The 25,479-nt window shown below is 53.7% G+C and carries 26 protein-coding genes and 2 pseudogenes; 12 read left to right on the forward strand and 16 right to left on the reverse strand.

Annotated elements, in window-relative coordinates:
• Nucleotides 1-305: 305 nt before the first annotated feature.
• From ACYZUM_RS26655 to ACYZUM_RS26690, 8 genes are all read right to left on the reverse strand, one after another.
• Nucleotides 306-3,449 (reverse strand): efflux RND transporter permease subunit, encoded by a 3,144-nt coding sequence (locus tag ACYZUM_RS26655; RefSeq protein WP_042556863.1) that lies wholly within the window; start codon nucleotides 3,447-3,449, stop codon nucleotides 306-308.
• Nucleotides 3,446-4,930: an efflux RND transporter periplasmic adaptor subunit gene (locus ACYZUM_RS26660; protein ID WP_042556864.1), complete on the reverse strand. Its 1,485-nt coding sequence runs from the start codon at nucleotides 4,928-4,930 to the stop codon at nucleotides 3,446-3,448. Before ACYZUM_RS26660 ends, ACYZUM_RS26655 begins: the two co-directional genes overlap by 4 nt.
• Complete coding sequence (locus ACYZUM_RS26665) at nucleotides 4,927-6,183, reverse strand: TolC family protein (RefSeq protein ID WP_042556865.1); 1,257 nt, start codon at nucleotides 6,181-6,183, stop codon at nucleotides 4,927-4,929. The genes ACYZUM_RS26660 and ACYZUM_RS26665 overlap by 4 nt, the downstream gene beginning before the upstream one ends.
• Nucleotides 6,184-6,282: 99 nt before the next feature.
• On the reverse strand, nucleotides 6,283-6,624 hold the full coding sequence (locus tag ACYZUM_RS26670; protein WP_080896087.1) for a hypothetical protein: 342 nt from the start codon (nucleotides 6,622-6,624) through the stop codon (nucleotides 6,283-6,285).
• A gap of 73 nt (nucleotides 6,625-6,697) precedes the next feature.
• Nucleotides 6,698-7,636 (reverse strand): copper homeostasis membrane protein CopD, encoded by a 939-nt coding sequence (copD, locus tag ACYZUM_RS26675; protein ID WP_042556867.1) that lies wholly within the window; start codon nucleotides 7,634-7,636, stop codon nucleotides 6,698-6,700.
• Between the two features lie 3 nt (nucleotides 7,637-7,639).
• Complete coding sequence (gene copC / locus ACYZUM_RS26680; protein ID WP_042556868.1) at nucleotides 7,640-8,023, reverse strand: copper homeostasis periplasmic binding protein CopC; 384 nt, start codon at nucleotides 8,021-8,023, stop codon at nucleotides 7,640-7,642.
• Nucleotides 8,024-8,386: 363 nt separating this feature from the next.
• Nucleotides 8,387-9,775, reverse strand: coding sequence for a heavy metal sensor histidine kinase (locus tag ACYZUM_RS26685; protein WP_042556869.1), 1,389 nt, complete (start codon nucleotides 9,773-9,775; stop codon nucleotides 8,387-8,389).
• Nucleotides 9,772-10,461, reverse strand: coding sequence for a heavy metal response regulator transcription factor (locus ACYZUM_RS26690; RefSeq protein ID WP_042556870.1), 690 nt, complete (start codon nucleotides 10,459-10,461; stop codon nucleotides 9,772-9,774). Before ACYZUM_RS26690 ends, ACYZUM_RS26685 begins: the two co-directional genes overlap by 4 nt.
• Nucleotides 10,462-10,665: 204 nt before the next feature.
• Here ACYZUM_RS26690 and ACYZUM_RS26695 point away from each other — a divergent pair, with 204 nt between their 5' ends.
• From ACYZUM_RS26695 to ACYZUM_RS26710, 4 genes are all read left to right on the forward strand, one after another.
• Nucleotides 10,666-11,019 carry a co-regulatory protein PtrA N-terminal domain-containing protein gene (locus tag ACYZUM_RS26695; protein ID WP_042556871.1) on the forward strand — a complete coding sequence of 118 codons (354 nt, stop codon included), beginning with the start codon at nucleotides 10,666-10,668 and terminating at the stop codon, nucleotides 11,017-11,019.
• Between the two features lie 167 nt (nucleotides 11,020-11,186).
• A complete protein-coding gene (locus ACYZUM_RS26700) occupies nucleotides 11,187-11,723 on the forward strand; it encodes a cupredoxin domain-containing protein (protein ID WP_042556872.1) in 537 nt (178 codons plus the stop codon).
• Between the two features lie 79 nt (nucleotides 11,724-11,802).
• Nucleotides 11,803-12,054, forward strand: coding sequence for a DUF2933 domain-containing protein (locus tag ACYZUM_RS26705; RefSeq protein ID WP_080895976.1), 252 nt, complete (start codon nucleotides 11,803-11,805; stop codon nucleotides 12,052-12,054).
• A gap of 2 nt (nucleotides 12,055-12,056) precedes the next feature.
• Complete coding sequence (locus ACYZUM_RS26710) at nucleotides 12,057-14,414, forward strand: heavy metal translocating P-type ATPase (RefSeq protein ID WP_080895977.1); 2,358 nt, start codon at nucleotides 12,057-12,059, stop codon at nucleotides 14,412-14,414.
• A 149-nt stretch (nucleotides 14,415-14,563) separates the two neighbouring features.
• On the opposite strand, the pseudogene ACYZUM_RS26715 reads toward ACYZUM_RS26710, so the two are convergent.
• The 4 genes and pseudogenes from ACYZUM_RS26715 to ACYZUM_RS26730 all read right to left on the reverse strand — a co-directional run bounded on the left by ACYZUM_RS26715 (nucleotide 14,564) and on the right by ACYZUM_RS26730 (nucleotide 16,383).
• Nucleotides 14,564-14,745: pseudogene (locus ACYZUM_RS26715) on the reverse strand (DUF1289 domain-containing protein).
• Entirely contained in the window at nucleotides 14,738-15,118 is a 381-nt protein-coding gene (locus ACYZUM_RS26720; RefSeq protein WP_042556874.1) for a hypothetical protein, read from the reverse strand. Before ACYZUM_RS26720 ends, ACYZUM_RS26715 begins: the two are co-directional and overlap by 8 nt.
• Before the next feature lie 39 nt (nucleotides 15,119-15,157).
• Nucleotides 15,158-16,087 (reverse strand): CDF family Co(II)/Ni(II) efflux transporter DmeF, encoded by a 930-nt coding sequence (dmeF, locus tag ACYZUM_RS26725; protein WP_047297385.1) that lies wholly within the window; start codon nucleotides 16,085-16,087, stop codon nucleotides 15,158-15,160.
• Nucleotides 16,088-16,107: 20 nt separating this feature from the next.
• Complete coding sequence (locus ACYZUM_RS26730; RefSeq protein ID WP_042556876.1) at nucleotides 16,108-16,383, reverse strand: metal/formaldehyde-sensitive transcriptional repressor; 276 nt, start codon at nucleotides 16,381-16,383, stop codon at nucleotides 16,108-16,110.
• 139 nt (nucleotides 16,384-16,522) lie between these two features.
• Here ACYZUM_RS26730 and ACYZUM_RS26735 point away from each other — a divergent pair, with 139 nt between their 5' ends.
• Entirely contained in the window at nucleotides 16,523-16,735 is a 213-nt protein-coding gene (locus tag ACYZUM_RS26735) for a hypothetical protein (protein ID WP_140396035.1), read from the forward strand.
• A gap of 6 nt (nucleotides 16,736-16,741) precedes the next feature.
• Nucleotides 16,742-16,942: a heavy-metal-associated domain-containing protein gene (locus tag ACYZUM_RS26740; RefSeq protein WP_080895979.1), complete on the forward strand. Its 201-nt coding sequence runs from the start codon at nucleotides 16,742-16,744 to the stop codon at nucleotides 16,940-16,942.
• Nucleotides 16,943-17,057: 115 nt separating this feature from the next.
• Here the strand turns inward: ACYZUM_RS26740 and flgB are convergent, their stop codons facing one another.
• Entirely contained in the window at nucleotides 17,058-17,471 is a 414-nt protein-coding gene (gene flgB, locus ACYZUM_RS26745; RefSeq protein WP_042556877.1) for a flagellar basal body rod protein FlgB, read from the reverse strand.
• A 350-nt stretch (nucleotides 17,472-17,821) separates the two neighbouring features.
• Between flgB and ACYZUM_RS26750 the strand changes: the two genes are divergently transcribed.
• The 6 genes from ACYZUM_RS26750 (at nucleotide 17,822) to ACYZUM_RS26775 (ending at nucleotide 22,655) form a co-directional block, all read left to right on the forward strand.
• On the forward strand, nucleotides 17,822-18,028 hold the full coding sequence (locus tag ACYZUM_RS26750; protein WP_042556878.1) for a co-regulatory protein PtrA N-terminal domain-containing protein: 207 nt from the start codon (nucleotides 17,822-17,824) through the stop codon (nucleotides 18,026-18,028).
• Nucleotides 18,029-18,204: 176 nt separating this feature from the next.
• Entirely contained in the window at nucleotides 18,205-20,166 is a 1,962-nt protein-coding gene (locus ACYZUM_RS26755) for a copper resistance system multicopper oxidase (RefSeq protein WP_042556879.1), read from the forward strand.
• A 12-nt stretch (nucleotides 20,167-20,178) separates the two neighbouring features.
• Nucleotides 20,179-20,427, forward strand: coding sequence for a hypothetical protein (locus tag ACYZUM_RS26760; RefSeq protein ID WP_176393382.1), 249 nt, complete (start codon nucleotides 20,179-20,181; stop codon nucleotides 20,425-20,427).
• Nucleotides 20,399-21,373, forward strand: a complete 975-nt coding sequence (locus tag ACYZUM_RS26765) for a copper resistance protein B (protein ID WP_042556880.1) — start codon at nucleotides 20,399-20,401, stop codon at nucleotides 21,371-21,373. The genes ACYZUM_RS26760 and ACYZUM_RS26765 overlap by 29 nt, the downstream gene beginning before the upstream one ends.
• 9 nt (nucleotides 21,374-21,382) lie before the next feature.
• Nucleotides 21,383-22,198 carry a c-type cytochrome gene (locus ACYZUM_RS26770; protein ID WP_142580102.1) on the forward strand — a complete coding sequence of 272 codons (816 nt, stop codon included), beginning with the start codon at nucleotides 21,383-21,385 and terminating at the stop codon, nucleotides 22,196-22,198.
• On the forward strand, nucleotides 22,188-22,655 hold the full coding sequence (locus ACYZUM_RS26775; protein ID WP_042561924.1) for a DUF411 domain-containing protein: 468 nt from the start codon (nucleotides 22,188-22,190) through the stop codon (nucleotides 22,653-22,655). The genes ACYZUM_RS26770 and ACYZUM_RS26775 overlap by 11 nt, the downstream gene beginning before the upstream one ends.
• Before the next feature lie 440 nt (nucleotides 22,656-23,095).
• On the opposite strand, the gene ACYZUM_RS26780 is transcribed toward ACYZUM_RS26775, so the two are convergent.
• From ACYZUM_RS26780 to ACYZUM_RS26790, 3 genes and pseudogenes are all read right to left on the reverse strand, one after another.
• Nucleotides 23,096-24,421, reverse strand: coding sequence for an OprD family porin (locus tag ACYZUM_RS26780; protein WP_042556881.1), 1,326 nt, complete (start codon nucleotides 24,419-24,421; stop codon nucleotides 23,096-23,098).
• A gap of 220 nt (nucleotides 24,422-24,641) precedes the next feature.
• Nucleotides 24,642-24,974 carry a DUF2790 domain-containing protein gene (locus tag ACYZUM_RS26785; RefSeq protein ID WP_042561925.1) on the reverse strand — a complete coding sequence of 111 codons (333 nt, stop codon included), beginning with the start codon at nucleotides 24,972-24,974 and terminating at the stop codon, nucleotides 24,642-24,644.
• Nucleotides 24,975-25,141: 167 nt separating this feature from the next.
• A pseudogene (locus ACYZUM_RS26790) lies at nucleotides 25,142-25,267 on the reverse strand (IS5/IS1182 family transposase); the annotation flags it as partial.
• Between the last annotated feature and the right edge of the window lie 212 nt (nucleotides 25,268-25,479).

The raw sequence follows: 25,479 nt of genomic DNA on the forward strand, positions 1-25,479 counted from the left end.
ATAAGATCATATTAAGGTCATTCGCCTCGATTTCAAGAGTGATCTGAGGGTGACGAATGCTGAGTCGGCTTTGAGCAGGATGCTGTTTGTGGCTCATCGAAACACAGTAGGGCAGCGTTCGTTTTTCTGGCAAGTGCTGGTGGGTAACGGCACTGACCACAGCGTATGTATCGAAATTAGCGAGTTTATGCAAAAGACATAAACTTGCTAATTTCGATACATACCGCGCGTAGGACTGATGAAAACGGGCTGTGCAGTTCAAACGAGGCTGCAAGCGCAGCCCCTTTTGTATGCATTTTTACGCGTCAGTGCTTGCCAGGCTCAACGGACAAGTGTCGACGACGCATGAGGTGATAGGCCGCCGGGATCACAAACAGCGATAGCAAGGGCGCCGTAACCATACCTCCAATCATCGGGGCGGCAATGCGGCTCATCACCTCGCTGCCGGTACCGCTTCCCAAAAGTATTGGCAACAAACCAGCGATAACCACCGCAACGGTCATGGCCTTGGGTCGAACGCGCTGCACAGCGCCTTCACGAATCGCGGCCATTAACCCGTGTTCTGTGTTGTCACCGAGGTCTTGACGCTCGGCCCAGGCATTTTTCAGGTAGAGCAGCATGATCACGCCAAATTCTGCAGAAACACCGGCCAAGGCGATAAAGCCGACCCCGGTGGCGACCGACAGGTTGAATCCCAACAGATAGAGAAACCATGCCCCGCCCGTGAGAGCGAATGGCAGCGTGGCCATAATCAGCAAAGCCTCATCAAGGCGTGCAAATGTCAGGTAGAGCAACACGAAGATGATCAACAGCGTGGCAGGCACCACCAGTTTGAGTCGTGCGTTGGCCCTTTCAAGAAACTCGAACTGACCTGAGTAGCTTAAGCTCATGCCGGGCTGCAACTTTACCTGCTCACTGACGACCCGGCGTAGATCGGCCACCACGGAGGCAATGTCCCGGCCATGCACGTCGATGTACACCCAGCCTGAAGGCCGTGCGTTCTCACTCTTGAGCATTGGCGGCCCGTCGTTGACCTTGATCTTCGCCACGGTGCCAAGGGTGATCTGGCTGCCTAGTGGGGTGTAGATCGGTAACTGCTCCAAAGCACCGAGCGAATCCCGCCACTCCCGAGGGTAGCGGACGTTGATTGGGAAGCGTGCAAGCCCTTCAATGGTCTCGCCGACATTTTCACCGCCGATAGCGCCGGCCACGATCGACTGCACATCGGCGATATTCAGTCCGTAGCGGGCGGCGGCTTTTCGGTCGATATCCACGTCGATGTAACGCCCACCGGTTAATCGCTCGGCCAAAGCCGAACTGACACCGGGTACGCCCTTAGCCACTCGCTCGACCGCCTGAGTCGCGGCATCAATCTCCGTCAGATTGGTGCCGGCAACTTTCACCCCAACAGGACTCTTGATCCCCGTAGCCAGCATGTCGATACGGTTGCGAATCGGCGGTATCCAGATATTGGTCAGCCCAGGAACTCGCACCACTCGATCCAGCTCTTCCACTAGCTTTTCCTGAGTCATGCCTGGACGCCAATGCTCCTGCGGCTTGAACTGGATGGTGGTTTCGAACATCTCCAACGGCGCCGGGTCGGTGGCAGTTTCAGCACGACCGGCTTTACCAAAGACATGTTCGACCTCCGGCACGGTCTTGATCAGGCGGTCGGTCTGTTGCAGCAGTTGCGACGCTTTCTGCGCCGACAATCCCGGCAGAGCCGAAGGCATATAGAGCAGGTCGCCCTCGTCCAACGGTGGAAGAAACTCGCCACCCAAGCGCGACATTGGCCATAATGCGCTGATAAAAACCAGCAACGCGACCAGCAGCGTGATCTTCGGTCGTCGCAAGACTGCATCCAGAGCCGGCTGGTAGATCCGGATGAGCCAGCGGTTCAACGGGTTCTGTTGTTCACTGGGAATTCGTCCCCGAATCCAGTAGCCCATCAACACCGGCACCAAGGTCACTGACAATCCCGCCGCCGCGGCCATGGCGTAGGTCTTGGTGAAAGCCAGCGGGCCGAATAGCCGCCCCTCTTGCGCTTGCAGGGTGAACACCGGAATGAACGACAGCGTGATGATCAACAAACAGAAGAACAGTGCTGGTCCTACCTCCGCCGCCGCTTCAGTCATCACGTGCCAATGACGTTCACCTTTCAGTTCCTCCCCAGGATTGGCCGCGTGCCAGGCCTCAACCTTCTTGTGCGCGTTTTCAATCATCACCACGGCAGCGTCGACCATGGCGCCGACGGCGATGGCAATCCCGCCCAGGGACATGATGTTGGCGTTGATCCCTTGATAGCGCATCACGATGAAGGCAATCAGTACCCCCACCGGCAGGGAGATGATTGCCACCAGAGATGAACGCAGGTGCCAGAGAAAGATCCCGCAGACCAACGCGACGACGATGAACTCTTCGATTAGCTTGTGGCTGAGATTTTCCACGGCGCGGTCGATCAGCTTGCTGCGGTCGTAGGTGGTGACGATTTCCACCCCCGCCGGCAAGCTGCTTTTCAACTCGTCGAGTTTGGTCTTGACCGCCGCAATGGTTTCGCGAGCATTCTTGCCGCTGCGCAGAATTACCACACCGCCAACCGTCTCGCCTTCGCCGTCGAGTTCGGTGATGCCACGCCGCATTTCCGGACCCAACTGGATCGTGGCGACATCGCTAAGGGTCACCGGCACACCGCCCGATCCCAGCTTGAGTGGGATCGCCCGAAAATCATTGAGCGTTTTCAAGTAGCCGGAAGCCCGCACAATGAACTCGGTCTCTGCCATCTCTAGGACGGCGCCGCCGGTTTCCTGATTGGCCTTGCCGATCGTTTCGGTCACCTCGGCCTGCGTGATACCGAGGCTGGCCAATTTGAGTGGATCAAGCTGCACCTGGTACTGCTTGACCATCCCACCCACGGTGGCCACCTCGGCAACATTGGGCAGAGTCTTGAGTTCGAACTTGAGGAACCAGTCCTGAAGTGCACGAAGTTGCGCCAGATCGTGTCCGCCACTGCGATCTACCAGCGCGTACTGGAAAATCCAGCCAACGCCTGTCGCATCTGGCCCCAACGCCGGTTTGGCGCTGGCCGGCAAGCGACTTTGTATTTGGCTCAGGTACTCCAACACCCGCGAGCGGGCCCAATACAAGTCAGTACCGTCTTCGAACAGCACATAGACAAAGCTGTCACCAAAGAAGGAGTAGCCGCGCACGGTCTTGGCGCCAGGCACCGAAAGCATGGTGGTGGCCAACGGATAGGTCACCTGGTTCTCGACAATCTGCGGTGCCTGTCCCGGATACGGGGTGCGGATGATCACCTGAACATCGGAGAGATCCGGCAGCGCATCAATGGGCGTGCTCTGCACCGACCAGATGCCCCAAGCCGTGACAAAAAGTGTCGCCAGTAGCACCAGGAATCGGTTGGCCACTGACCAGCGAATCAGGGCGGCGATCATGGCTGGCTCCCCGATTTGTCTAGACGCTCAACACGCAGGCCATCGTCGGTCTGACTCACCGCAACCCGAACCTTATCGCCCGTTTTGAGGCCCAGCATCAGCGCCGGAGTAGCGAGTGGGAACGTCATCGTCATGCCAGGCATGCCCAACGTTTTGAAGGGACCATGGGCGAGTGTGACTTCTTTGTCGTTGATCTCAACGATCTGCCCATCCGCCTCATGAAAACTGGAGACTGCTGCGCTGGGTGGTGACTCTTCCTCCGAGCTTGCAACGATGCCCTTGAGACTGGCCTCCGAGTCGAGCAGGAACTGGCCAGAGGTAACCACCTTCTGGCCCTCTTCCAGACCTTTCAAGATCGCCGTCTTGTCATCGTTTTCCTGCCCGATCAACACTTCAACAGGACGATAGCGGCCAGCGTCTTCAGCAAGCATCACCAGAGCACGTCGACCGGTGCGAATGACGGCCTCGCTCGGCACCCACAACACACTTTGCTCCGTTGAACGATTGAGGCTCACTCGTGCGGTCATACCCGGCCTGAGACGGCCTTCTGGGTTGGGTAACTCGACGCGTACGCGAAGGGTGCGGCTATCCGGATTGGTTTCCGGAAGAATCGCGCTGACGACGCCCTTGAGCACAACCCCAGGGAACGCGGGCAAATGCGCCTCTGCCGTTTGCCCCATGAGGATCGATCCAGATTCAGTCTCCGGAACGGCCAAGGCCAGCCAGACGCTACTCAAACCATTAACGCGTGCCAGTGTCTCGCCGGCGGCCACCGTCATACCCTCGCGCACATTGAGCTCTTGCAGCACACCACTAATAGGGCTGGTGAGGGTCAGGTTTGGTTGGACTTTGCCACTGCGCTCTACTTGAGCAATTGATGCCGCCGGCATCCCGGTGAGCCGCAAGCGCTGGCGAGCCACTGCCAGCAAGCCTGTATCGCCACTGCGCTTGAGTGCGAGAAATTCCTCCTGAGCCGCAGCCCACTCAGGTACAAGGATATCCGCCATGGCGGCATTGGCTTTGATCACGTCGCCAGGAGCATGGGCATACACGCGCTCGACGAAACCCGCCGTACGGGCTTGAATGACGGCGACGTCCCGTTCGTTGAAAGCCAACACTCCGACAACGTCCAGACTCGAAGCAAACACACCTCGACTGACGGTAGCCAGTCGCACACCGAGGTTCTGGGTCAGGCTTGGATCAATGCGAACAGTGTCACTGTCCCCCTTGCTATCCGCGTACTGAGGGACCATTTGCATGTCCATGAAGGGCGACTTACCCGGCTTATCGAATTTCTGTTGTGGGTACATGGGGTCGTACCAATACAGAACTTTGCGATCGACTGATGACTCAGGCTTCTGCTCCGGTGCTGCATCCGGTACCGAGCTCACCCTCGGTTGGGCCAACCAGTAACCACCGGCAACCCCCAAAGCAACTGAGATGCTGACAACAAATACCCCTTTCCGTGTTCTAGAGATCATTGAGCGGACTCCCCATAGGCGAAATACAGGCGAGCGCTGGTGAGAGCACGCTGCTCTTCAACATCAATCTGCTTGAGACGGGCTTCGATAAGCTCGCGCCGAGCAGCCACGACGGAGTTCAAATCGCCTTTGCCGGCGCGGTAGCTGGCCATGCTGAGCTCGACCTTCTCCTTGGCCAGAGGCAGCAGACTGTCCAGGGTTCGGCGAACGGCACGATTCAAGCGTTCATAATCGGCCAGATCGTCCTCCAGTTGCTGGGTATGCTTGCGTGACAGGGCTTCCCGCTCGGCCTCTAGCTGGTTGAGTTCAGCGTGCTTGGCCGCAATTTTGGGGTTTTGCCGAGAGTCAGGAAACAGTGGTAGATCCCAGGAAAATTGCACGCTGACCATGTCGCCGAACTGTCGGCCGCGATTCTGATAGTCGACTTCCCAGCTCCAATCCGACTGTTTTTCCGCTTCGGCTTCACGGACCTTGGCTTGCGCTTCGCGGGTCATTGGCGCAAAAGCTGCCAATTCTGGGTGATGTTGCAGCTTATGAGAGTAGTCAGAGGCTTCGACAGGCCATTCAGGCAAGCTGCCCACAGGTTTGTCATTGGCGGCTGGTCCAATCCAGCGCTTCAGGGCAGCTCGGGCCTGCGCTCTCTGACGAATCAGATCGTCCTGCTGCTCTTCCAGTTGTGCCGCTTCCTGTTTGGGCGTTACTGCATCAGCAGGTTGAGCGCGGCCACCGGCAATTTGTGCCCGGACGGTATCGGCCAGCAGACGGTTTTCTTTGTAGAGGTCCTGAAACAGAGTGTCTTTACGCTCAACCGAGTAGCTGTTGATCCAGGCCAACGCCGTGGCCTGACGAACCTTTAGACGTTCGACCCGGCGCTCAGCGGCGGCGCGTTCAATGGCCGCATCAGCGACCTCGATTCGGGCTTTGCGCTTAGCGCTGCTGGGCATCTCCTGACTGACTCCGACCATTCGCATAGTCATGAAGTCTTGGTCGATGCTCCAGCGATCCGGCCCCCCAATGGGGTAGTTCTGTACGCCTAGCAGCAACTTGGGATCGGGTAGTTCACCAGCGGGGATGGCCGCACTACTGGCAGCCTGAATTTTCGCGTCTTGTGCAGTCAGCGACGGCGCATTGTTTTCAGCCAGCTGCAAAGCTTCATCGAGTGTCAATGCGGCAGCGAGACTCGGCAATGCCAGTACGCTTGCCGCCAGGCCGGCCACGAGGGACCACCCTGTGCAATAGCACTTGGAGTTCATGTTCACGATTCCTGTGATGATCCACTGCGCGCTTCATCAGACATGCACGCAGATATGCCATCCCGCTAACGCGGAATGAGGCTCAGTGTGGTACAGGAATCAAATGCGGGGCGGTCGCCATACCCCTGAAGGGGTTTGGACAGGATGGGAGTCTATGGAGATGGACGCTTCGAGGGGGCTAGATAGGGGGACCAGAGGCTTGATGATAGAGACTTGCAGCATGCCGCCGGTCTTACACTCCTGGCCCGGCTTGCAGGGTTTACCATGCTCGGTGGGACTTTTCATGTCATGGCAGCAGTCTTGGCCCATGCCGTCCATCATCGCCATGCCCATGGTTTGCATGGGACACGGCTCTGTCGGCGCCTGAACACCCGCCATCCCACTGAGGGGAAGCGCCAAGCTAATCAGGAATATCAGGCAAAACCGTACATAGCGTGTCATGGACTGAAGTGTAGCCAGTAGAAATGGTGCTAACAATCCCGTTCCCGGCTTCTTGGTTAGCTGCCAGAAACCTCTATTGCGCGCTCATTTCCATTTCAGGACTTAGCGTGCCTAACCATGCGACCAGACAGATGATGAGGATTGCCATCAGGAATTCGAATTTCATGCTGCGGCGCAAGGCATTAACCGCTACAGAGTATTGACCATTGCGAACTGAGCGCTCCAACTGCGGGCTTAAGTGAAAGCGGTTCAGTGTGGCTAAAACGATCATCCCGGCAAAGAGCAGGATCTTCAAAAACAGCAGCTGACCATAGGTACTCAGCATGACCTCATCAAGGTTTGGACCGACGATGAAAAGGTAATTCACGACTCCCGTTACGCTTATGATCGCAACAATCACACCGCCGGCCGACTCAAAGCCAGTCAGCACGCGGGCAAGAATTCGTGCTTCCTCCTCGCCCTTCAGCGATTTCAACCGCAGCAGTAGAGCGAAGGCCGCTAGAGCACCCAACCAGCCACCTGCCGCTAATAAATGGAAAATATCGCTCAGAAAATGCCAGTAGCGGCGGCTGCCTTCGTCCATGGCACCGTGCCCTGTCCAGGCTAGCGTGGCCAACGCGATTGCTCCACACACGGTGACGATCCAGAGGCTGGGTGTCGGAAATCGTTTGTTCAACGCGACGCCCATAATTGCCCCAACCAAGGCGGCTATTCGGACCATCCAGGTCAACCCAACGTCGGTGCCCATGATGACCATTTCAAAAATGTGGTGATGTAGCTCCATAAGCTCCGATACACCGCTCATTGCTTTCGCAAGCAACAACATCGAGGCAAGGGACAGAGCTACACCTGCAACAGAAGTACCGTAAAGAAGCGACTCAAAATTCAAGACCGTGCCCGATACCCTTTCTTTTCCCCTGAGACTGTACAAGCCAAATATGGCCAATCCAAATAACAACATCAGGTCAAAATAGAGAGCAAAGCGAACCACAATATTTATTGAGTCGCTCATGGATCATTTCACTTTGAAGGAAAAGTTGCCGGTGATCGGGTGGGTGTCCGAGGAGACTGCACGCCATTCAACTTTGTAGGTACCGGTCGTCAGAGGTGCAGCCGGCGTAATCACCATCGTTTTCGGATCACCGCCAGCAGCGACGGCGGCCTTTACACCCATTGGAGAGTTCGGCATGCCAGGCATATCAGTCATGATCAGTTTTGCACCGGAAAACTGAGTGGTGAGATTCTCGGAAAAGTGCAGTTCAATTTTCGAAGGGGCCGCCGCATCCGAGCCTTCCGCCGGAGTGGAAGAAAGGAGCTTTGGATGTGCTTGAGCTACGGCACTCAGAAGCAAACCAGCAGTAAGTGCAACAGCTACGGTCGTAGTTTTAAGGAATGACATGCAAGACTCCTCACAGCAAGAGCTGTTGATTTGAGGTTTGTTTGGGAAGAACTAGTTTGTAATTTTCAATTTAAAACCACTGATGGTTAACTCGGAGCTTCCATCTCTAGTGCAGGTTGAACACGAAAATCTCGCTAAGCCCCAACGTCACAGTGCAAGAACACGATGCCACACGAACGCAAACTGTTCGATTACATTTCAGTCAGCTTGACACGCTGTTTGGGATCGAATTGGCGAAGGTCGCAAGTCTTAGAAACGAGACCGCACGCCGCAAATACTGGGGTATTCACTCATTCAAAAAATTACGAAACTGGATGCAGGCCCAAGTCGCGCTAACGCCGTTGATCACAAATGCGGCATTGCTCAGCTGACCTGCAAGTCAACACTAGGAAACTCGAGATGAAAGGCCGTTTTACCGTCACATGACGTACACCAGATTTTGCCATCATGCGCCTCAATAATTGATCGGGTAATCGACAAACCTAGCCCTGCGTTGCTTGGGCTTCCTTCCCTGCGCGCTGGGTCCACGCGATAAAAACGATCGAAGAGCTTTTCAAGATGTTCGGGGGCAATGGGTTCACCCTGGTTCTCCACGACGACCAATACCGACATCTCCTTCTGGAGGATTTCGACACTGATCATCTTCCCTTCCGAGGTGTAGCGAAGCGCATTAGAGAGCAGGTTAGATATAGCTCTGTGGAGCATAAGGACATCGCCTCGGACGCTGCCCCTTCCTGAAACCTTCAGTTCTATCCCTCGCTCATCTGCCAAAAGACGGTAGTATTCAAGCAGTTTCTCCACGACTTCCACCAAATCTATTGGTTTGTTCTCGTGGGTGATCAGACCATTGTCTGACTTCGCCAGAAATAGCATGTCATCAATCATCCGACTCATACGCTTCAAGTCATCAAGATTTGAGTACAGGTTGTCTTCGTAGTCTTCTATATTCCTTTTTCTTGAAAGCACGACTTCGGTGTGGGTCATCAAGTTGCTTACAGGAGTCCGTAGTTCGTGGGCAATGTCTGCGGAAAAATTCGATAACCGGACAAATGCATCGTCGAGTCTGGACAGCATTGCGTTAAAGGACAGCACCATTTGCTGAAGTTCTTTAGGAACAGGCGCTAAAGGGATGCGCTCTTTTAGTGATTTTGCTGACATAGAGGCGGCGACCCGCGTGACCTGGCGAATAGGCCGCATGCCACTGCTTGCTACCATCCAGCCAAGCGCCGCACTGACCAGCGCGCTAATTACCAGCCCTATCCAAAACCAGCGCTCAAGCGTCTCGAAAAAGGACATATGCTGAGTAACGTCAAAGATCAAAATGACTGTCAACGGCTTGTCTTGCCCCGTCACAACGGCTTGTGCTGTCACGCCACGGAACATCTGCTCTTGCTCCCGCCACTCCCAGACGTTGTTGTTTGTGGTTGTGCGGAACTCCTTCGGAATATCTACCGGACCGGGATCTGCGAACAGCAGCTTGCCTTCACCATCGATTATTAGGGCCGTCAAATCCCGGTGAGCACCCAGCAGCGCTTCCAGCTCAGGCTTAAATTCGCTGAATTGATCGATGGTGTTCAACCCGGACAAAATTCTCTGGGTCGAGTGGAGCTTTTCGTTCAATGCCTGCTGATCCAGCATCTTAAAGTGATGCCGACTGAGGTTGTTGAAACTAAGTCCGGCGACCGTAAGCACGGCCGTTACCGCGAGCATGAACATCAGACTCATGCGAGTTGTCAGGGACATCCGATTCATTCCGACTCCGAATCAGGCGCGTCTAGCATGTAACCCATTCCCCTCGAGGTATGAATCAACTTGACCTCAAAGTCGTCATCTATCTTGGCCCTCAACCGTCTAACCGCAACCTCGATAACGTTGGTGTCGCTATCGAAGTTCATATCCCAAACCTGGGAAGCGATAAGTGACTTTGGCAGCACCTCCCCACGACGTCGCAGCAACAGCTCAAGCAACGCAAACTCTTTGGCCGTAAGGTCGATGCGCTTACCTGCACGAATGGCCCGACGCTTGAGTAGGTCCACCTCCAGATCAGCCAATTTCATGTAGGTTTGCGAAGGCGCGCTGTTACCGCGACGCAGCAACGTTCTGACTCGAGCAAGCAATTCAGAAAATGCGAAGGGTTTGATCAGGTAGTCATCTGCGCCGAGTTCAAGTCCTTTAACTCGATCTTCAACGCGGTCTCTCGCTGTGAGAAAGAGTACGGGGACGTCTTTCCCGGAAGCGCGAACCTTCTGCAGAACTTCCCAGCCATCCAATCCAGGCATCATGACGTCGAGAATCAACAGGTCATACGCTTCGCTCAAAGCGTGCTGAAGCGCCTCTTTTCCATTAGTAAAACGATCAACATTGAACCCCGCCTCGGTGAGTCCTTGCTGCAAATAGATACCTATTTTTGGTTCGTCTTCAGCGACAAGAAGTCTCATGAGGTCGTTCTCTGATAGTGATGAAGCGGAGTCTGCAACGAAAACCGGCAGCCAACCAGCAACTGACAGAAAAGTAATATTGGCTTCAGGTAGATGTCAGCGAGCGCTGTCTAGGGTTCAAGCATGAGTACTTCCTAGTGCTCGACCGACTCTTCAGCATGAAACGTTTAGGAGCCGGAAAACAATTCCATAAGGAGTTGCCCCATGAATCGCCTGAAAATTCTGTTTTTTGTGAGCTCAATACTCGTCTCAGCTTCTGTATGGGCTGAAAGTGGCGGAGACCGGGTTATAGAGCGTATGGAGGGTCTGCGCAACAAGGCAGAAGCTGTCCTGATACAAGCTGAAAACGCTCCTGAAGGTCAGCGTCATGTCCACATGACTGAGCATATGAAGATGCTGGGAGAGCTCATGAGCCAACTCCATAAAGATCATCCAGACGCCTCAATGTCTCCTCAGCAGCACCTCGCCTGGATGGAAAAGCACGACAAAATCGTCGATGACGTTTTGAACCAAATGCAGCGCGAGCACAAATTGATGCTTTCAGAGAATCATCAGTGAAAACCGGCTTCCAATGGGCTTTTTGAACAGTAACGTTAAATACGGCGTCATTTGGACGCCGTGCTTTTTTGAAAACTGACAGAAATGTAGTGTTCAGGTCAGTTAACTGGCAGCTCCATGTCTTTAGCATAGCCAGTGCTCCCACTCCTCTTACTCTCGAGGTCACTATGAAAGCTAAGCTCGTTACCCCTGTCATCGCAGCAATCACTCTCCTCTTCGGTGCTACGGCTATGGCCAGCGCAGGGCATGGGAAAGAGGACATCGGCCAGCCTGGAGTCGCCTCTCAGGTTACTCGTACGGTGGAGGTCGAGATGGGCGATATTTTCTTCAAACCTGAAAGCATCGACGTTAAGCCTGGTGAAACCATTCGATTTGTCCTTCGCAATGATGGTTCGCTGCTGCACGAGTTCAACATCGGCAAAGCCTCTGCTCATGCAGCACACCAAAAAGAAATGGCAAGCATGTTCCAGAACGGGACGCTTAACCCCACCGGTACCGGAAAAACGATGAGCGGTATGAGCCACAGCATGGGTGGAATGAAGATGGTCGGAATGGAGCACAACGACCCGAACAGCGTCCTGATTGAGCCTGGCGCAACCCAAGAGCTGATCTGGACCTTCAACAACAGCACAGGCCTTCAGTTTGCCTGCAATGTGCCCGGACATTACCAATCGGGAATGGTCGGTCAGTTTGACCTGAAATAAGCCTAAGCCGGCTTCTCCCACCGCTTCGACACAGGAGTTGGCTACGCTCTGTTGCAGAGTACACAGTGAGGCTTAGATCATGAGTAACCATCAGCGCCTGGATGGAAACACCACCGCACCATATTGGAGGCGCAAAACAGGCGTTGTCCTAATCATGCTCATTGCGATTGGTGCCTTCTACGTGTTGCGGGAGCATTTCAGCCACGTTTATCCATTTTGGCCTTATCTGATTCTGTTGATCTGTCCATTAATGCATTTTTTTGGACATAGCCATGGCGGACATAGCCATGGCGATCAGGCAGCAACCCACAAGGACAAAGAAGGGAAATAGACATGCCTAACATATCGAGCCACCACGACCACAGTCACGCCCATGCTGCTCCGCTAAATGACGATGATCTACGTGACCCGGTGTGCGGAATGGCAGTCACTTCATCAAGTAAATTTGGTGAGTCTTATCAGGGACAGAAGTATCAATTCTGTAGCCTGAAATGCCAGGAGAAGTTTCGAGCTGATCCTGAACGCTTCAGCAGTAATGTTTCGAGCGCCGAGTCCCGCGTCACCACTCCAGAGCCTGCGGTACAAACAGGCACTGAGTTTACCTGTCCGATGCACCCGGAAATACGCCAGCCCGGACCCGGCAACTGCCCTAAATGTGGCATGACATTAGAGCCGGTCATACCCGCGCTCGATGAAGAAGAAAATCCTGAACTCCGGGATTTCGCCCGCCGCTTTTGGTGGTCGCTGCCATTAACCGTGATAGTGACCTTGCTCGCCATGGCGGGACACACGTTACAACTTTTCCATGGCCCGATCCAAAACTGGATCGAGCTGGCTCTGGCGACACCGGTGACCTTGTGGGCAGGTTGGCCTTTTTTTGTCAGAGGCATAGCATCTATTAGAAATCGCAGCCCAAATATGTGGACACTGATTGGGTTGGGTACCGCCGCAGCATACCTTTACAGCGTCATGGCAACGCTCTTACCTCAAAGCTTTCCGGCCACCTTCATGCAAGATGGACGCATCGGCGTCTACTTCGAAGCCGCAGCGGTCATCATCTCACTCACCTTGCTTGGGCAGATTCTTGAGCTCAAAGCACGATCGCAAACCTCCGCCGCCATCAAGTCCCTTCTCGGCCTGTCGCCCAAGACAGCACGCCGGATCAATACCGATGGACAGGAAGAAGACATTCCTCTCACCCATGTCCACCTTGGAGACCATCTACGGGTCAGACCCGGTGAAAAGGTTCCAGTTGATGGCTCAGTACTGGAAGGTGAAAGTGCGGTGGATGAGTCCATGCTTACTGGCGAACCAGTGCCGGTAATGAAGAGAGCTGGAGATAGTCTGATCGGTGCCACGCTCAATACACATGGGAGCTTAGTAATGGAGGCGCAGAAGGTCGGCGCCGAGACCATGCTGTCACAGATCGTACAGATGGTCGCTCGGGCTCAGCGATCCAAAGCACCAATGCAACGAATGGCCGACTCGATTGCCGGCTACTTTGTGATGGGTGTTATCGCGATTGCGATACTGACATTTGTTGGTTGGGGGCTTTTTGGCCCTGAGCCCAGCTGGGTGTTTGGTCTGATCAACGCTGTCGCCGTGCTGATCATCGCTTGCCCCTGTGCGTTGGGTCTTGCTACGCCCATGTCGATCATGGTTTCGACAGGTAAAGCAGCCAGCATGGGCGTGCTGTTCAGGGATGCCAGTGCCATCGAAAACCTATGCAAGATCGACACACTGATTGTCGATAAGACAGGCACCCTGACAGAGGGACGGCCAGTGTTTCACAGTGTGGAGGCCACACCCAGTTTCAATCCCCACGATGTTCTTCAGCTTGCTGCCAGCCTTGATCAGGGCAGCGAACATCCCTTGGCTCATGCAATCGTCGATCACGCCCGAACCGAGAACATTAAGCTCACCAAGCCAGGATCCTTTGAGTCTGGTTCAGGTATCGGGGTCAGTGGCATCGTTGATGGCAAGAAGATCCAACTGGGGAACACCGCGTTGATGGAAGCCGCAGGTGTCAGCACCAAGCCCCTACAAAAGCGTGCAGAGTTGTTGCGACTTGACGGCATCAGCATCATCTACCTCGCAGTCGACGGGGTATTGGCAGGGTTGTTGGCAGTATCAGATCCGATTAAGCCGACCTCCAAAGAAGCAGTCACCAAGCTCAAGGCTGATGACATCAAAATCATCATGGCTACTGGCGACGGGCTCACCACCGCTCGGGCTGTCGCCAGGGAGATGGGGATTGAAGAAGTCCACGGTGAAGTGAAACCTCAGGACAAGGAGCGTCTGGTCGCAGACCTTCAGCAAAACGGCCGGAAGGTCGCCATGGCCGGTGACGGTATCAACGATGCACCAGCCCTGGCGCGAGCAGATGTGGGCATTGCCATGGGGACAGGGACTGACGTTGCGATGAATAGCGCGCAACTCACGCTAGTAAAAGGCGACCTGATGGGGATTTTGCGAGCAAGGGCTCTTTCGGTCGCAACAGTAAAAAACATGCGGCAAAACTTGGGTTTCGCCTTTCTTTACAACTCGATGGGTATCCCCCTTGCCGCAGGCTTGCTCTATCCACTGACGGGACACCTCTTGTCGCCAATGATCGCTGCCATAGCCATGAGCGTCAGTTCTGCATCTGTAGTTTTCAATGCATTGAGACTGAGGAATACCCGAATTGACTGAACTTCAAAATTGCAGCGCACTTGCCATGCGTTTGCATAGAACCTGACCAGTCATTCGCATTTGACTGATCTGTGATTGAGAATTTGACCAACCAGACATCAAAGCTGAGGGGCTCATAACGACCCAAAGCGGTAAATCTGGGCAAGGGACTACCCATGTGTTTTCTTCAGTCCTTCAAGCGCACACTCGCCCTTTGCACAGCGGCCATTTTTTCAGGCCGCTTCATGCGTTTCCATTTTCTGATGTCTTCCTTGCTTCGCCCACAGCTCATACACAGATCACCACTGAGTTGACAAACTGAGATGCAGGGATTCTCGATTTCTTTAGCCATTGTCAGCCACCTTTGGACACACGTATTGAGTCAGGCGGGTGTTCCAGTAACCTCCGTGAGTTCGCTGACACTCCTCCTCAGAGTCGAAGTGGACGCTGTGGTCTGAAGGGGTCAGGACGATGTCGGCCTCCTTCAACGCGATAGCCGTCAGCTCAAAGATGCGCGCCTTCGCGTCAAACAAGGCGAGCTTTCTATCCGCCAAGGTTTCGAATACCCAGATGACCTTCAGGGTTTCAGCCAGCGCGTTGAGGTCAGCGGTATGGGTGAGCCAGATAAAGCCTTTGATTTCACCTTTTGCTGTTTCACACGCTTCGGTGAGCCTGGTAATCAACCGGCGTTCTATCCGCGCCAGTTCGCGTTTCCCTGGTGGCATTGCGGGTTCCTTTGGAGACAATGGAGGGCAGGCTCTGAATCAGGCCGGTCGAAACTCGACCGTCAGATGGCTGACTTCGTGAACCGGCTTGAGACGTTCACGAATGCTGTCGGCGTTCGCAGTGGCCTTACCAACGACGCTGACGATGGCCGCATGGGCTTGCGGCCCAATCCGCCAGACATGCAAGTCAGTGATGATGGCATCCCCCGGCTTCTCAACCAGTTCGCGGATTTCCTCGGCAACGTGCGCATCTGTCTGATCCAGCAGCACACCTGCGGTGCCCCCCATCAAGGTCCAGGCCCAACGCGCGATAACAATGGCGCCGATGATACCCATGACCGGATCCAGCCAAACCCAACCGAGATAACGCCCGGCGAGCAGTGCCGCAATGGCCAGAACTGAAGTGAGCGCGTCCGCGATAACGTGGACGTACGCAGATTTCAGGTTGTTGTCGTTCCCGTGACGGGCATGGGCATGGGCATGGGCATGATCATCATGGTCGTGCTCATGACTGTGCCCGTGGCCCAGCAACAACGCACTGACAATGTTGACAATCAAACCGGTAATCGCGATGAGCGTAGCGGTGCCGAACTGAACTTCCGTTGGCTGCAAGAGGCGCATGACAGACTCAATGCCAATTCCCAGGGAGACCATACCGAGAACCAGTGCCGAGGCGAATCCGCCCAAGTCTCCAACCTTTCCGGTACCGAAACTGTAGCGCTCGCTGGAAGCATGGCGTTTTGCATATCCGTAAGCGGCCGCCGCGATGCCTAATGCGCCGGCATGGGTTGCCATGTGGAAGCCATCGGCCAGTAACGCCATCGAACCCGTAATATAGCCGGCGGTGATCTCGCCGACCATCATCAGCACCGTCAGTGCCACAACCCAAAGCGTACGCTTGGCATTTTCGTCGTGCGCTGAGCCAAGGAACACGTGGTCGTGTGTGTAATTGATGTTGGTGTTGCTCATGAGTGTGTACCTAGATGCGTTCACTTAGCGTAACGGCGAATGGCTTCAAGAAGCTCTTCGACGCCCCTGTTACGCTCTTCTTCGCTGAGCGCAGGGTTCGCGACATGCTCCCGCGCGTGGTCCTCGATGATTTCCTCCATTAAGCCGTTGATTGCTCCGCGAGTGGCAGCAACAAGGTGTAATGTTTTTGCGCAATCGAGATCCGATTCCAATGCTCGTTCAACGGCTTGGATTTGTCCGGCTATGCGTTTTACGCGTTTGAGAAGATTTTCTTTGTTTGCTGCAATATGGCCCATGGGATACCCCCCCTACCTATGTATTGCGCATGATAGGCATACCCCCTATGCCTATGCAAGATCATAGAGCGGAGAGAGCATCTACAGTCCCTGGCAGAAAAGAGGCCTCAAGTGCGAGCGAGGAGCGAGAGGAGCTGTAATGTCCGCCTCTAACCGTTCTCTGCCGGCGATGGCCAAAGTCGAATACGCTGCAAATGGTTGGTCAGGTCAAATGCAAACGAGTGGTCAAGTCTGCCCAACTACCCATCACAATGACGGTCACAACCCGAAACAGATAACTGTTGACCTTGCCATCGTGTCAACGTCGATGCTGTTGGTGCGGCGAAAAGAAACCGCTCAGCTTGAGAGGTAAAAAACCATGTTCGTTTTAAATGTTTCCGGCATTGGTTGCGGCAGTTGCGTCAGCAAAATCACCAAGGCGATTCAGTCAATGGATAACGAAGCTACGGTTTCCGTGGATCGGTCAGCCGGTAAGGTGAGAGTTGAAAGCAGCGAAAGCCCAGAGCAGATTCGTAAAGCTGTCGAGGCGGTAGGTTTTCCTTGCCAGATCAGCGCTTGAAGCGCTGACAGCTGCCCCTGGTCAGACGCCCGTTGCAGGGGGGATCCACTTGGTGAACATTCAGGGATACCATAGCAGCGTCGACCACAATTACCGCTCGCAAGCCCCTGCGCTACTAATCACCTCGCAGAGCTTTGAGCAAACCTTTGAATGCTCCATTCAACCGAGTAAAAGCGGCGTCGAAACGTATTCCATTTTCTGTGTACTTTGCGACCTCAACCTGCTGATCGACAGTATTTTGGTCAATGGCAGGTTGAGCCGGTGTACTGTAAAGCAAACTAATTCCATAAATATCGCTTACGGATTCTATTCCGGCAATGTGTTTTACATTTGTTGTTTCCAAAGAAAATAGAGTGGCAGGTGTTTTTTCTATTTCGCGGGCGAGCACAGTAGAAAAATCTAAATCTCGGGCCTTGTAGTTCGGCGTATCAGCATTTGCGATGTTGTTACTCAGGATTTCGGCTCTTTGGCTACGAAGATTCAAAGCTCTTTCCGCTACGCCGACCGCTTTTTCGAAACTAATACTCAAGCAATAATCCTCAACAAGCTCACTTATTTACTACGCGATACCTCCGGATTCACATCTCCGACCAATAGAGGTTCAAAGACATAGTCACCTTGAGTAACGAAAACCTACAAAGGTTCGCCCGTTGATATTATTGGTGAGTAATATCGATGCGCGCTGGAAGACCGAGACCTTAAGGACTAAATACGATGTTCTTCAAGAGAAATATCACAACCTGACGCAACTGTAATATTGGCCTAAGCTTCCCGACAGCGGGTGACCCTTATAGTCCTATTGAGCCTAATGCTCACCCGCTACGAATCAATGCACGATTGGATTCAGGGGCGGCCAGTACTGATCTGAGGAAACCCCAAATGAACACTATCAAATCCTTGTTCGTCATCGCTGCTCTGAGCATTTCATCTTTGGCTATGGCTGAGGGCGGTGGTGATCGGACTTTCGCACGTATGGAATTGGCCAAAAATAATTCGATGGAATCGTACCAGGTAGCTCAAACGCAGAGCTCTCAACCGCCTGTCGCTGAGAGCAAAGCGAAAGCGATGGATCATAAAAACTGCTGAACGATTAGGCACGCGGCCAACCTGACAGAAATGTAATCACTAAGGTGGTTTAGATGTGGCAATTTCTGAGCTCGCTTGCTGTAAAAATTCGTCTTTTTAACGGTAAGCGAAGCTCATCTTGCCAACTCACGGGTTGTTTTGAACGGCTCCCTTTTGACTGATTGGAAATAAACGGCATGCATTCCAAAACCTCTAGACGGACATTCGTTAAAGGCCTGGCCGCCGGTGGCATCCTTGGCGGCCTTGGTCTGTGGCGCACTCCTGTATGGGCAGTGACCAGTCCAGGCTTGCCGAGCGTCCTCACCGGCAACGAATTTGATCTGTTTATTGGTGAAACCCCTGTAAACATCACCGGCTCGCCGCGCACGGCCATGACCATCAATGGATCATTGCCAGGACCCTTGCTGCGTTGGCGCGAAGGAGAGACAGTCACACTGCGTGTGAAAAATCGTTTGGACCAGGACACTTCCATCCATTGGCACGGGATCATCCTGCCGGCCAATATGGACGGCGTACCCGGATTAAGCTTCCATGGCATCGCACCCGACGGTATGTACGAGTACAAATTCAAGATCCATCAGAACGGTACGTATTGGTATCACAGCCACTCGGGCTTACAGGAGCAGGCAGGCGTTTACGGGCCAATCGTTATCGACTCGAAAGAACCTGAACCTTTTCAATACAACCGCGACTACGTGGTGATGTTGACTGACTGGACCGATGAAGATCCTAGTCGCGTCATGGCGAAGCTTAAGAAGCAATCTGACTACTACAACCACCACAAACGTACCGTTGGCGATTTCATCGACGATGTCAGCAAGCAAGGCTGGTCATCTACCGTAGCCGACCGAAAGATGTGGGCAGAAATGAAAATGAACCCCACTGACCTCGCAGACGTCAGTGGAGATACTTACACCTACCTCATGAATGGCCAGGCGCCCAACGGTAACTGGACCGGTATTTTCAAACCAGGTGAGAAGCTGCGCCTTCGTTTTATTAACGGCTCGGCGATGAGCTATTTCGACGTTCGAATTCCTGGCTTGAAAATGACCGTTGTGGCCGCCGACGGCCAACACGTCAAACCGGTCAGCGTCGACGAATTCCGCATCGCCGTAGCTGAAACGTATGACGTGATAGTTGAGCCCGCCAGTGAAGAGGCTTACACCATCTTCGCCCAGTCTATGGACAGAACCGGGTATGCACGCGGAACCCTCGCAGTTCGCGAAGGATTAAAGGCACAAGTGCCTGCGATCGACCCTAGGCCTCTTTTGTCCATGGATGACATGGGAATGGGCGGTATGGCTGGTATGGACCATGGCAGCATGGCTGGTATGGGCAGCGGCGACATGTCCGGCATGGCTGGCATGGATCACAGCAAGATGGCGGGCATGGACCAAAGTGACATGACCGGGATGACCGGCATGGACGGCGGTGATATGACTAGCATGGCTGGTATGGATCACAGCAAGATGGCTGGTATGGACAAAGGCGACATGGCCAACATGGCTGGCATGGACCATAGCAAGATGGCGGGCATGGACAAAGGCGATATGTCCAACATGGCCGGTATGGACCACAGCAAGATGGCTGGCATGGGCGGTATGGGTGGAGAAATGCAGACTCACCCAGCCTCCGAAACCAACAACCCCTTGGTTGATATGCAAGCCATGACCCCGACGCCAAAGCTAAACGATCCAGGCATCGGTTTGCGGAACAATGGTCGTCGAGTCCTCACCTATTCAGACCTGAAAAGCACTTTCGAGGACCCTGATGGCCGCGAGCCCAATCGCACCATTGAGCTACATCTGACCGGTCACATGGAAAAGTTTTCCTGGTCCTTCAACGGCATCAAATTTTCTGACGCTGAGCCCCTTCGTCTCAAGTATGGGGAGCGTCTTCGCATCACCTTGGTAAACGACACCATGATGACGCACCCCATTCACCTTCACGGAATGTGGAGCGACCTTGAAGATGAAAACGGCAAGTTCATGGTGCGCAAGCACACAATCGACATGCCACCAGGTACCAAGCGCAGCTATCGAGTCACCGCCGATGCCTTAGGTCGCTGGGCCTATCACTGCCACCTGCTTTTCCATATGGAAATGGGCATGTTCCGTGAAGTACGGGTTGATGAGTAAAGGAGACGATCTGTGAGCACATACCTAAATCGTAAATCGCTGGTCGGTTGCCTCTTTGCCGTCGGCTTGATGGGTGGACTCTCGTCCGTGGCGCTGGCAGTCGAGGATAGTAGTGTTCATTCACCTGCTACTCCTGCGGAGCCAACGAGCAAGCCTGCAACTGCGACAAAAGAATCAAAGCCCGATCACGGATCAATGGATCACAGCAAGATGAGCCATGAGTCGATGGGTCATGACCAAAAAACCAAAAAGGCAGATTGAGATCATGACCAGTAAGTTTTTACGTCCAACGTTGATGGCACTGGCAGTCTCTACCAGTCCTGCTTTCTCTTTCATGGCCCAGGCGGCAGAAGAGATGGATCACTCCAAGATGGATCGCGGCTCGATGGGAGCTATGGACCATAGCAAGATGGGGGCAATGGATCACAGCAAGATGAGCATGGACAATGGAGCAATGGACGGTATGGAAAGTATGGATGGAGGGGCTACCACCACCAGCCGAACTCCAATCCCTGTACTGACCGACGCTGACCGTGCAGCCGCGTTCCCTGATGTGGCTGGTCATGGCGTTCACGACAAGAAGGTCAACTCCTTCATGCTGCTGGATAAGTTTGAGTACCAGGATGCTGACAACGGTAGTGCGTTGGCCTGGGATGCAAAAGGATGGATCGGCGGTGACGTTGACCGACTGTGGTTGCGTTCGGAAGGCGAACGTACCAATGGCGTAACGGAAAACGCTGAACTCTCAGCCCTTTGGGGGCACTCCATCGGTCCATGGTGGGATGTCGTCACCGGCGTACGACAAGACTTCAAGCCCGGATCACCACAAACTTGGGGAGCGCTCGGTATTCAGGGCATGGCCCTCTATAACTTTGAAGCCGAAGCGACTGCCTATATCGGTGAGAACGGTCAAACCGCTGCTAGATTGGAAGGCGACTACGACATTCTGCTGACCAATCGCCTGATCTTGCAGCCAACGGCCGAAGCCAATTTTTACGGAAAAAATGATCCTCAACGCGGCATTGGGTCTGGATTGGCAAACACCGAAGTAGGGCTCCGATTGCGTTATGAGATTGTTCGCCAATTTGCCCCTTACATTGGGGTTAGCTGGAGCCGCTCCTACGGCAATACGGCAGACCTGGCCAGCGATGAAGGAGAGCATGCGAACGAGGCGCGATTTGTCGCCGGTATTCGGATGTGGTTTTAAGAGCCTGACATGAAAAGAACGTTGAAAACATTGACTGCTGCCGGGGTGGTTGCCGCAATAACAGGTGCCGGCGTGGTTTATTTTGGTGTGATCAATGTTGGGGCGGATGAACCACACTCCGATCCCGTTTACGCGCTACTTTCCACCGCTCGGGATCGCTCGATCGAAGTGCGCTCACGCGACATTAAAGTCCCCGACCTGAGCGAAGAAGCTCTAATCCGCGCAGGTGCTGGCAACTACAACTCTATGTGCATCGGTTGCCATCTCGCTCCGGGTATTGAAGGAACCGAGTTAAGTAATAGCCTTTACCCCGCACCTCCGAATCTTTCAAAACTGGGCGTTGATGGAAACCCTGCCGCAGCTTTCTGGATCATCAAGCATGGAATCAAATCCACAGGCATGCCCGCTTGGGGTAAAAGCATGGCCGATCCCTACATATGGGGAATGGTCGCATTTCTCCAGCAGCTGCCTTCAATGGATGCAGAGCAATACAAAGCTCTCGCAACCAGCAGCGGTGGTCATCAACACGGTGGCGGCGAGAGCAAAATGCATAACCATGAAGGCCAGCATGAGGGCCAAAAAGGCGCTGTCGCGGGGCATCATGATGCGGGTACAAGCGAAGAAATAGCCGAAGCAGGCGACCATCATGGCGAGAGAAACAGCGCTCATGCCCATGAGGCGGCCGAAGCGCCTTCTCAGGATGAAAGTACCGAACACGCCCATCCTCAGGTTGTGGAGGCTTCACATGACGCCCCTGCAACTCCGGCCACTCAGCCAAAAACTCATACCCACGCTGATGGGAAGGAACATACCCATGCGAAATAACTTTCTTCGTCCCGGTCGGGCACTTCGCCTCGCTGCATTTGCGGCTCTGTTTATCAGTTCAGCTGGTCATGCAGCAGAGTCGCTGACGATCGACGTCCATCGTGACGCTAACTGTGGATGCTGCAAGAAGTGGATCCAGCACCTTGAAGCTAACGGCTTCACCGTCGTTGATCATGTAGAAACCAACATGAGCGCGGTCAAGCAGGATCTCGGTGTTGCTCCACGACTCTCGTCCTGCCACACAGCAATGATCAATGGAAAGTTTGTTGAAGGTCACGTGCCCGCCGAGCAAATCATTGCGATGAGCAAACGTGACGACCTTCTCGGGATCGCCGTTCCTGGCATGCCGGCTGGATCCCCGGGCATGGAAGTCAACGGAAAACATGATGCTTACCAGGTAATCGGTTTGTCCAAAGCAGGCGCAGACCAGGTCATTGCTGAATACCCCGGAAACTAATCTGGCCCCTCAATCCTGTCCCTGCGTGGTTAGCGACATAGCCATGCAGCGGGACACATACTGTCCATTCCGCGCTCAAGTAACACGCAAAGACAATGAGCTACTGTTGGCCGTCTCTCCTGCTGTTCCCCCCAGCCCCACTCTATAACGCCCTCAGCTAAACGATGCGCACGCAGTCGAAGTGAATATCGACGATGACTCTGCACCTTCAGTCTCAGTTATGAATGGAGATTGCCTGTCAACGGATCAAAAGCTCCTAGACAGCAGGTTTGCCAAGCGGGGCGAACACAGGTACTGACAACAGGACGTCCCGCACTTATGTCAATCCACACAAAAAAAGGCGCCACTAGGGCGCCTAAGCCGCCTCCCAAACCAAAGGAGAAACAAGGAGACGGGGTGTACCTGGTAGTCGAACAATTGGTGCCGCAGGTTAGCGCTCGTTAAAGCAGTTGCAGTGGGTACTCGACAATCAGTCGGACCTCATCCAAATCAGATTCGAAATCGGTAGCACGCGTGGTTGCTTGGCGAACACGCAGCGACATGTCCTTCAGAGAGCCTGACTGGATGATGTACTTAGCCTCAATGTCTCGCTCCCAACGCTTTTGGTCTTGCAATGGCGCTCCATCTGCTCCGCGACGCATATACACGCTGTTCGCGTTGGAATAATCAGCGTCCCACCCCTTCGCGTAGCGGGTCATGAAGCTAAGGCCTGGGATGCCGAACGCTTGCATATCCAGGTCGTAGCGAAGCTGCAAGGATTGCTCTTTCGGTGAGTTGAAGTCGCTGTACTGGATGGAGTTATCCAGAAAAATCGAGTCCGATTGGCGCAGGTAATCAAAGTCGTCATTGCCGTTGCTGCGCTGATAGCCAACGGTCACCGTGTGGACGCCGAATTTAACCCCGGCTTTGCCACTCCAGATATTGTTATCAAAGCTGTCCAGGAGTTTTTTACCCTCGTCGACCGCGCGGTAGTAATTAAATCCACCGATCAACGCGACGCTCTCTGAGAGCGGGTAGCTCAGGGAAGTGCCTGCGTAATACTGATTCCAAACATCCTTAAATTGGCTGGCGTAAAGACTCACACCAACATGCTCATTAACGGTGTAATCGCCCCCAAGGTAAGCAATCCATGGAGCATCAACAGCACCGGCATAGAAAGTCGAAAAGCCGTCACGCATGCTGCTGGAGTTGGGTTGGCTCATCGCATGCAGCCGCCCCCCCTGAATGGTCAGGTCTTTAATGGTGGTGTTGGTGAACGTTGCCCCCTTAAAGCTCTCTGGCAGCAGTCGAGAATCGCCATATGCCACGACAGGCGTGGATGGAAAGACATCTCCTACTTTGACCACCGTATCCATAAAGCGAGCCTTCGCGGCTCCGCCTACTTTTGAGTAAGAGTCTTCAGGTTGGCCTTTGCTGTTGTAGGGCATGACATCCACTGAGCTTCGAGCCCCCGAGCGCCCATCACCCGAATCAAGCTTGAGTCCTACCATTGCAAATGCATCTATGCCGAACCCGACGGTGCCTTGGGTGAAGCCAGACTCAAATCGCCCGATAATCCCATGAGCCCATTCTTCAGCGTAACCATTGCCTGTGGGACTTGACTGGCCCTTTCGATTGTCACGATTGAAGTAGAGATTACGATTGAGAAGACTAAGGGAGCTCCCTTCAATGAACCCCTCAGGTTTTTGCTCAACGGCCACTGCAACTTGCCCCATGCTCATGCCAAGGGCAATGAGAGAAAGACCATAAAAGCTTTTATTGTTCATTTAACACTCCAGGCTTTTGCTTGGCAGAGTTTCTTTATGAAATATTTTTATCATTATAAAAAGCCACCGGCACATAGGGATTCCCTCTACGTGCCGACAGACATAATTTCATACAAAAGATAACTTCAGCGTGACCTGAAAATTACTTCTATGTCAGCGACCAGCAAGCATGCTTAAAAAGCGCAAATGAATGATTTGATGTAGACATGACCTTAAGGGGCTAACTCCCATGTGGGCAGTCGGTACCCATAATCTTGTATTCCACGGTATTAAGCTTGCCCGCCGAATCTTCATAGGTCATGCGCGAAGGCGCAACACTACAGTTTTTGTTGGCCTGTGTGACACTGATCACCTTCTGAATATCGAGGTTCATACCATATTCATAATGAACAACTTCAGGGACGGCCTTACCATTTCTTAAGGCATATTGCTCCATCGCCTGTTGGTTTTCTTGCATCATCCGACCATACACGCGGTCACCGCCTCCTTCAGCCATGGCTAATGAAGATAAGGTCAAAACCGAAGCGGCGCAAAACGCTTTCACTGCTGTCATTGCTTTCATGATTTTCTCCTAAGGATGGTCTGAAGTAGCCATGTATTTCCCCGGCATACCACCTAGCGCAACTTTTAAACTCGCCAAATGATCAAAAAACAATCAATTCGACGAGTATTTCTTACGTTTTCGCCACCCGGACCCCACTCCGGTGGCCATTTCCCGCATTACAGGCGCACCTCTCCTGCATTCGTCAGTAAATGTCGGCGCGCCATCCACAGGTTCGACAGAGCGAACAGTGTCACCAGTTGCGCCGTGTTTTTGGCCAAGCCGCGAAAGCGCACCTTGGTGTAACTGCGGATTTCGGAGCACCGTGACCGGCCGTTTCGGTTGATCGTGACCGCTCATTTCGCTAACGCGTGACCGCTCATTTCGGTAGCAACGTGACCGATTCTCCGCCTGTTCCGAAACAGGTGGTCACGGCTTACCGAAATCGCCGGTCACGACTTAGCGAAAGCCTTCCCCTTCGTTGCGCATGACCTGATGCGCCGCCATCCTCGACCGA

The organism is Pseudomonas sp. m6p, assembly GCF_055760375.1.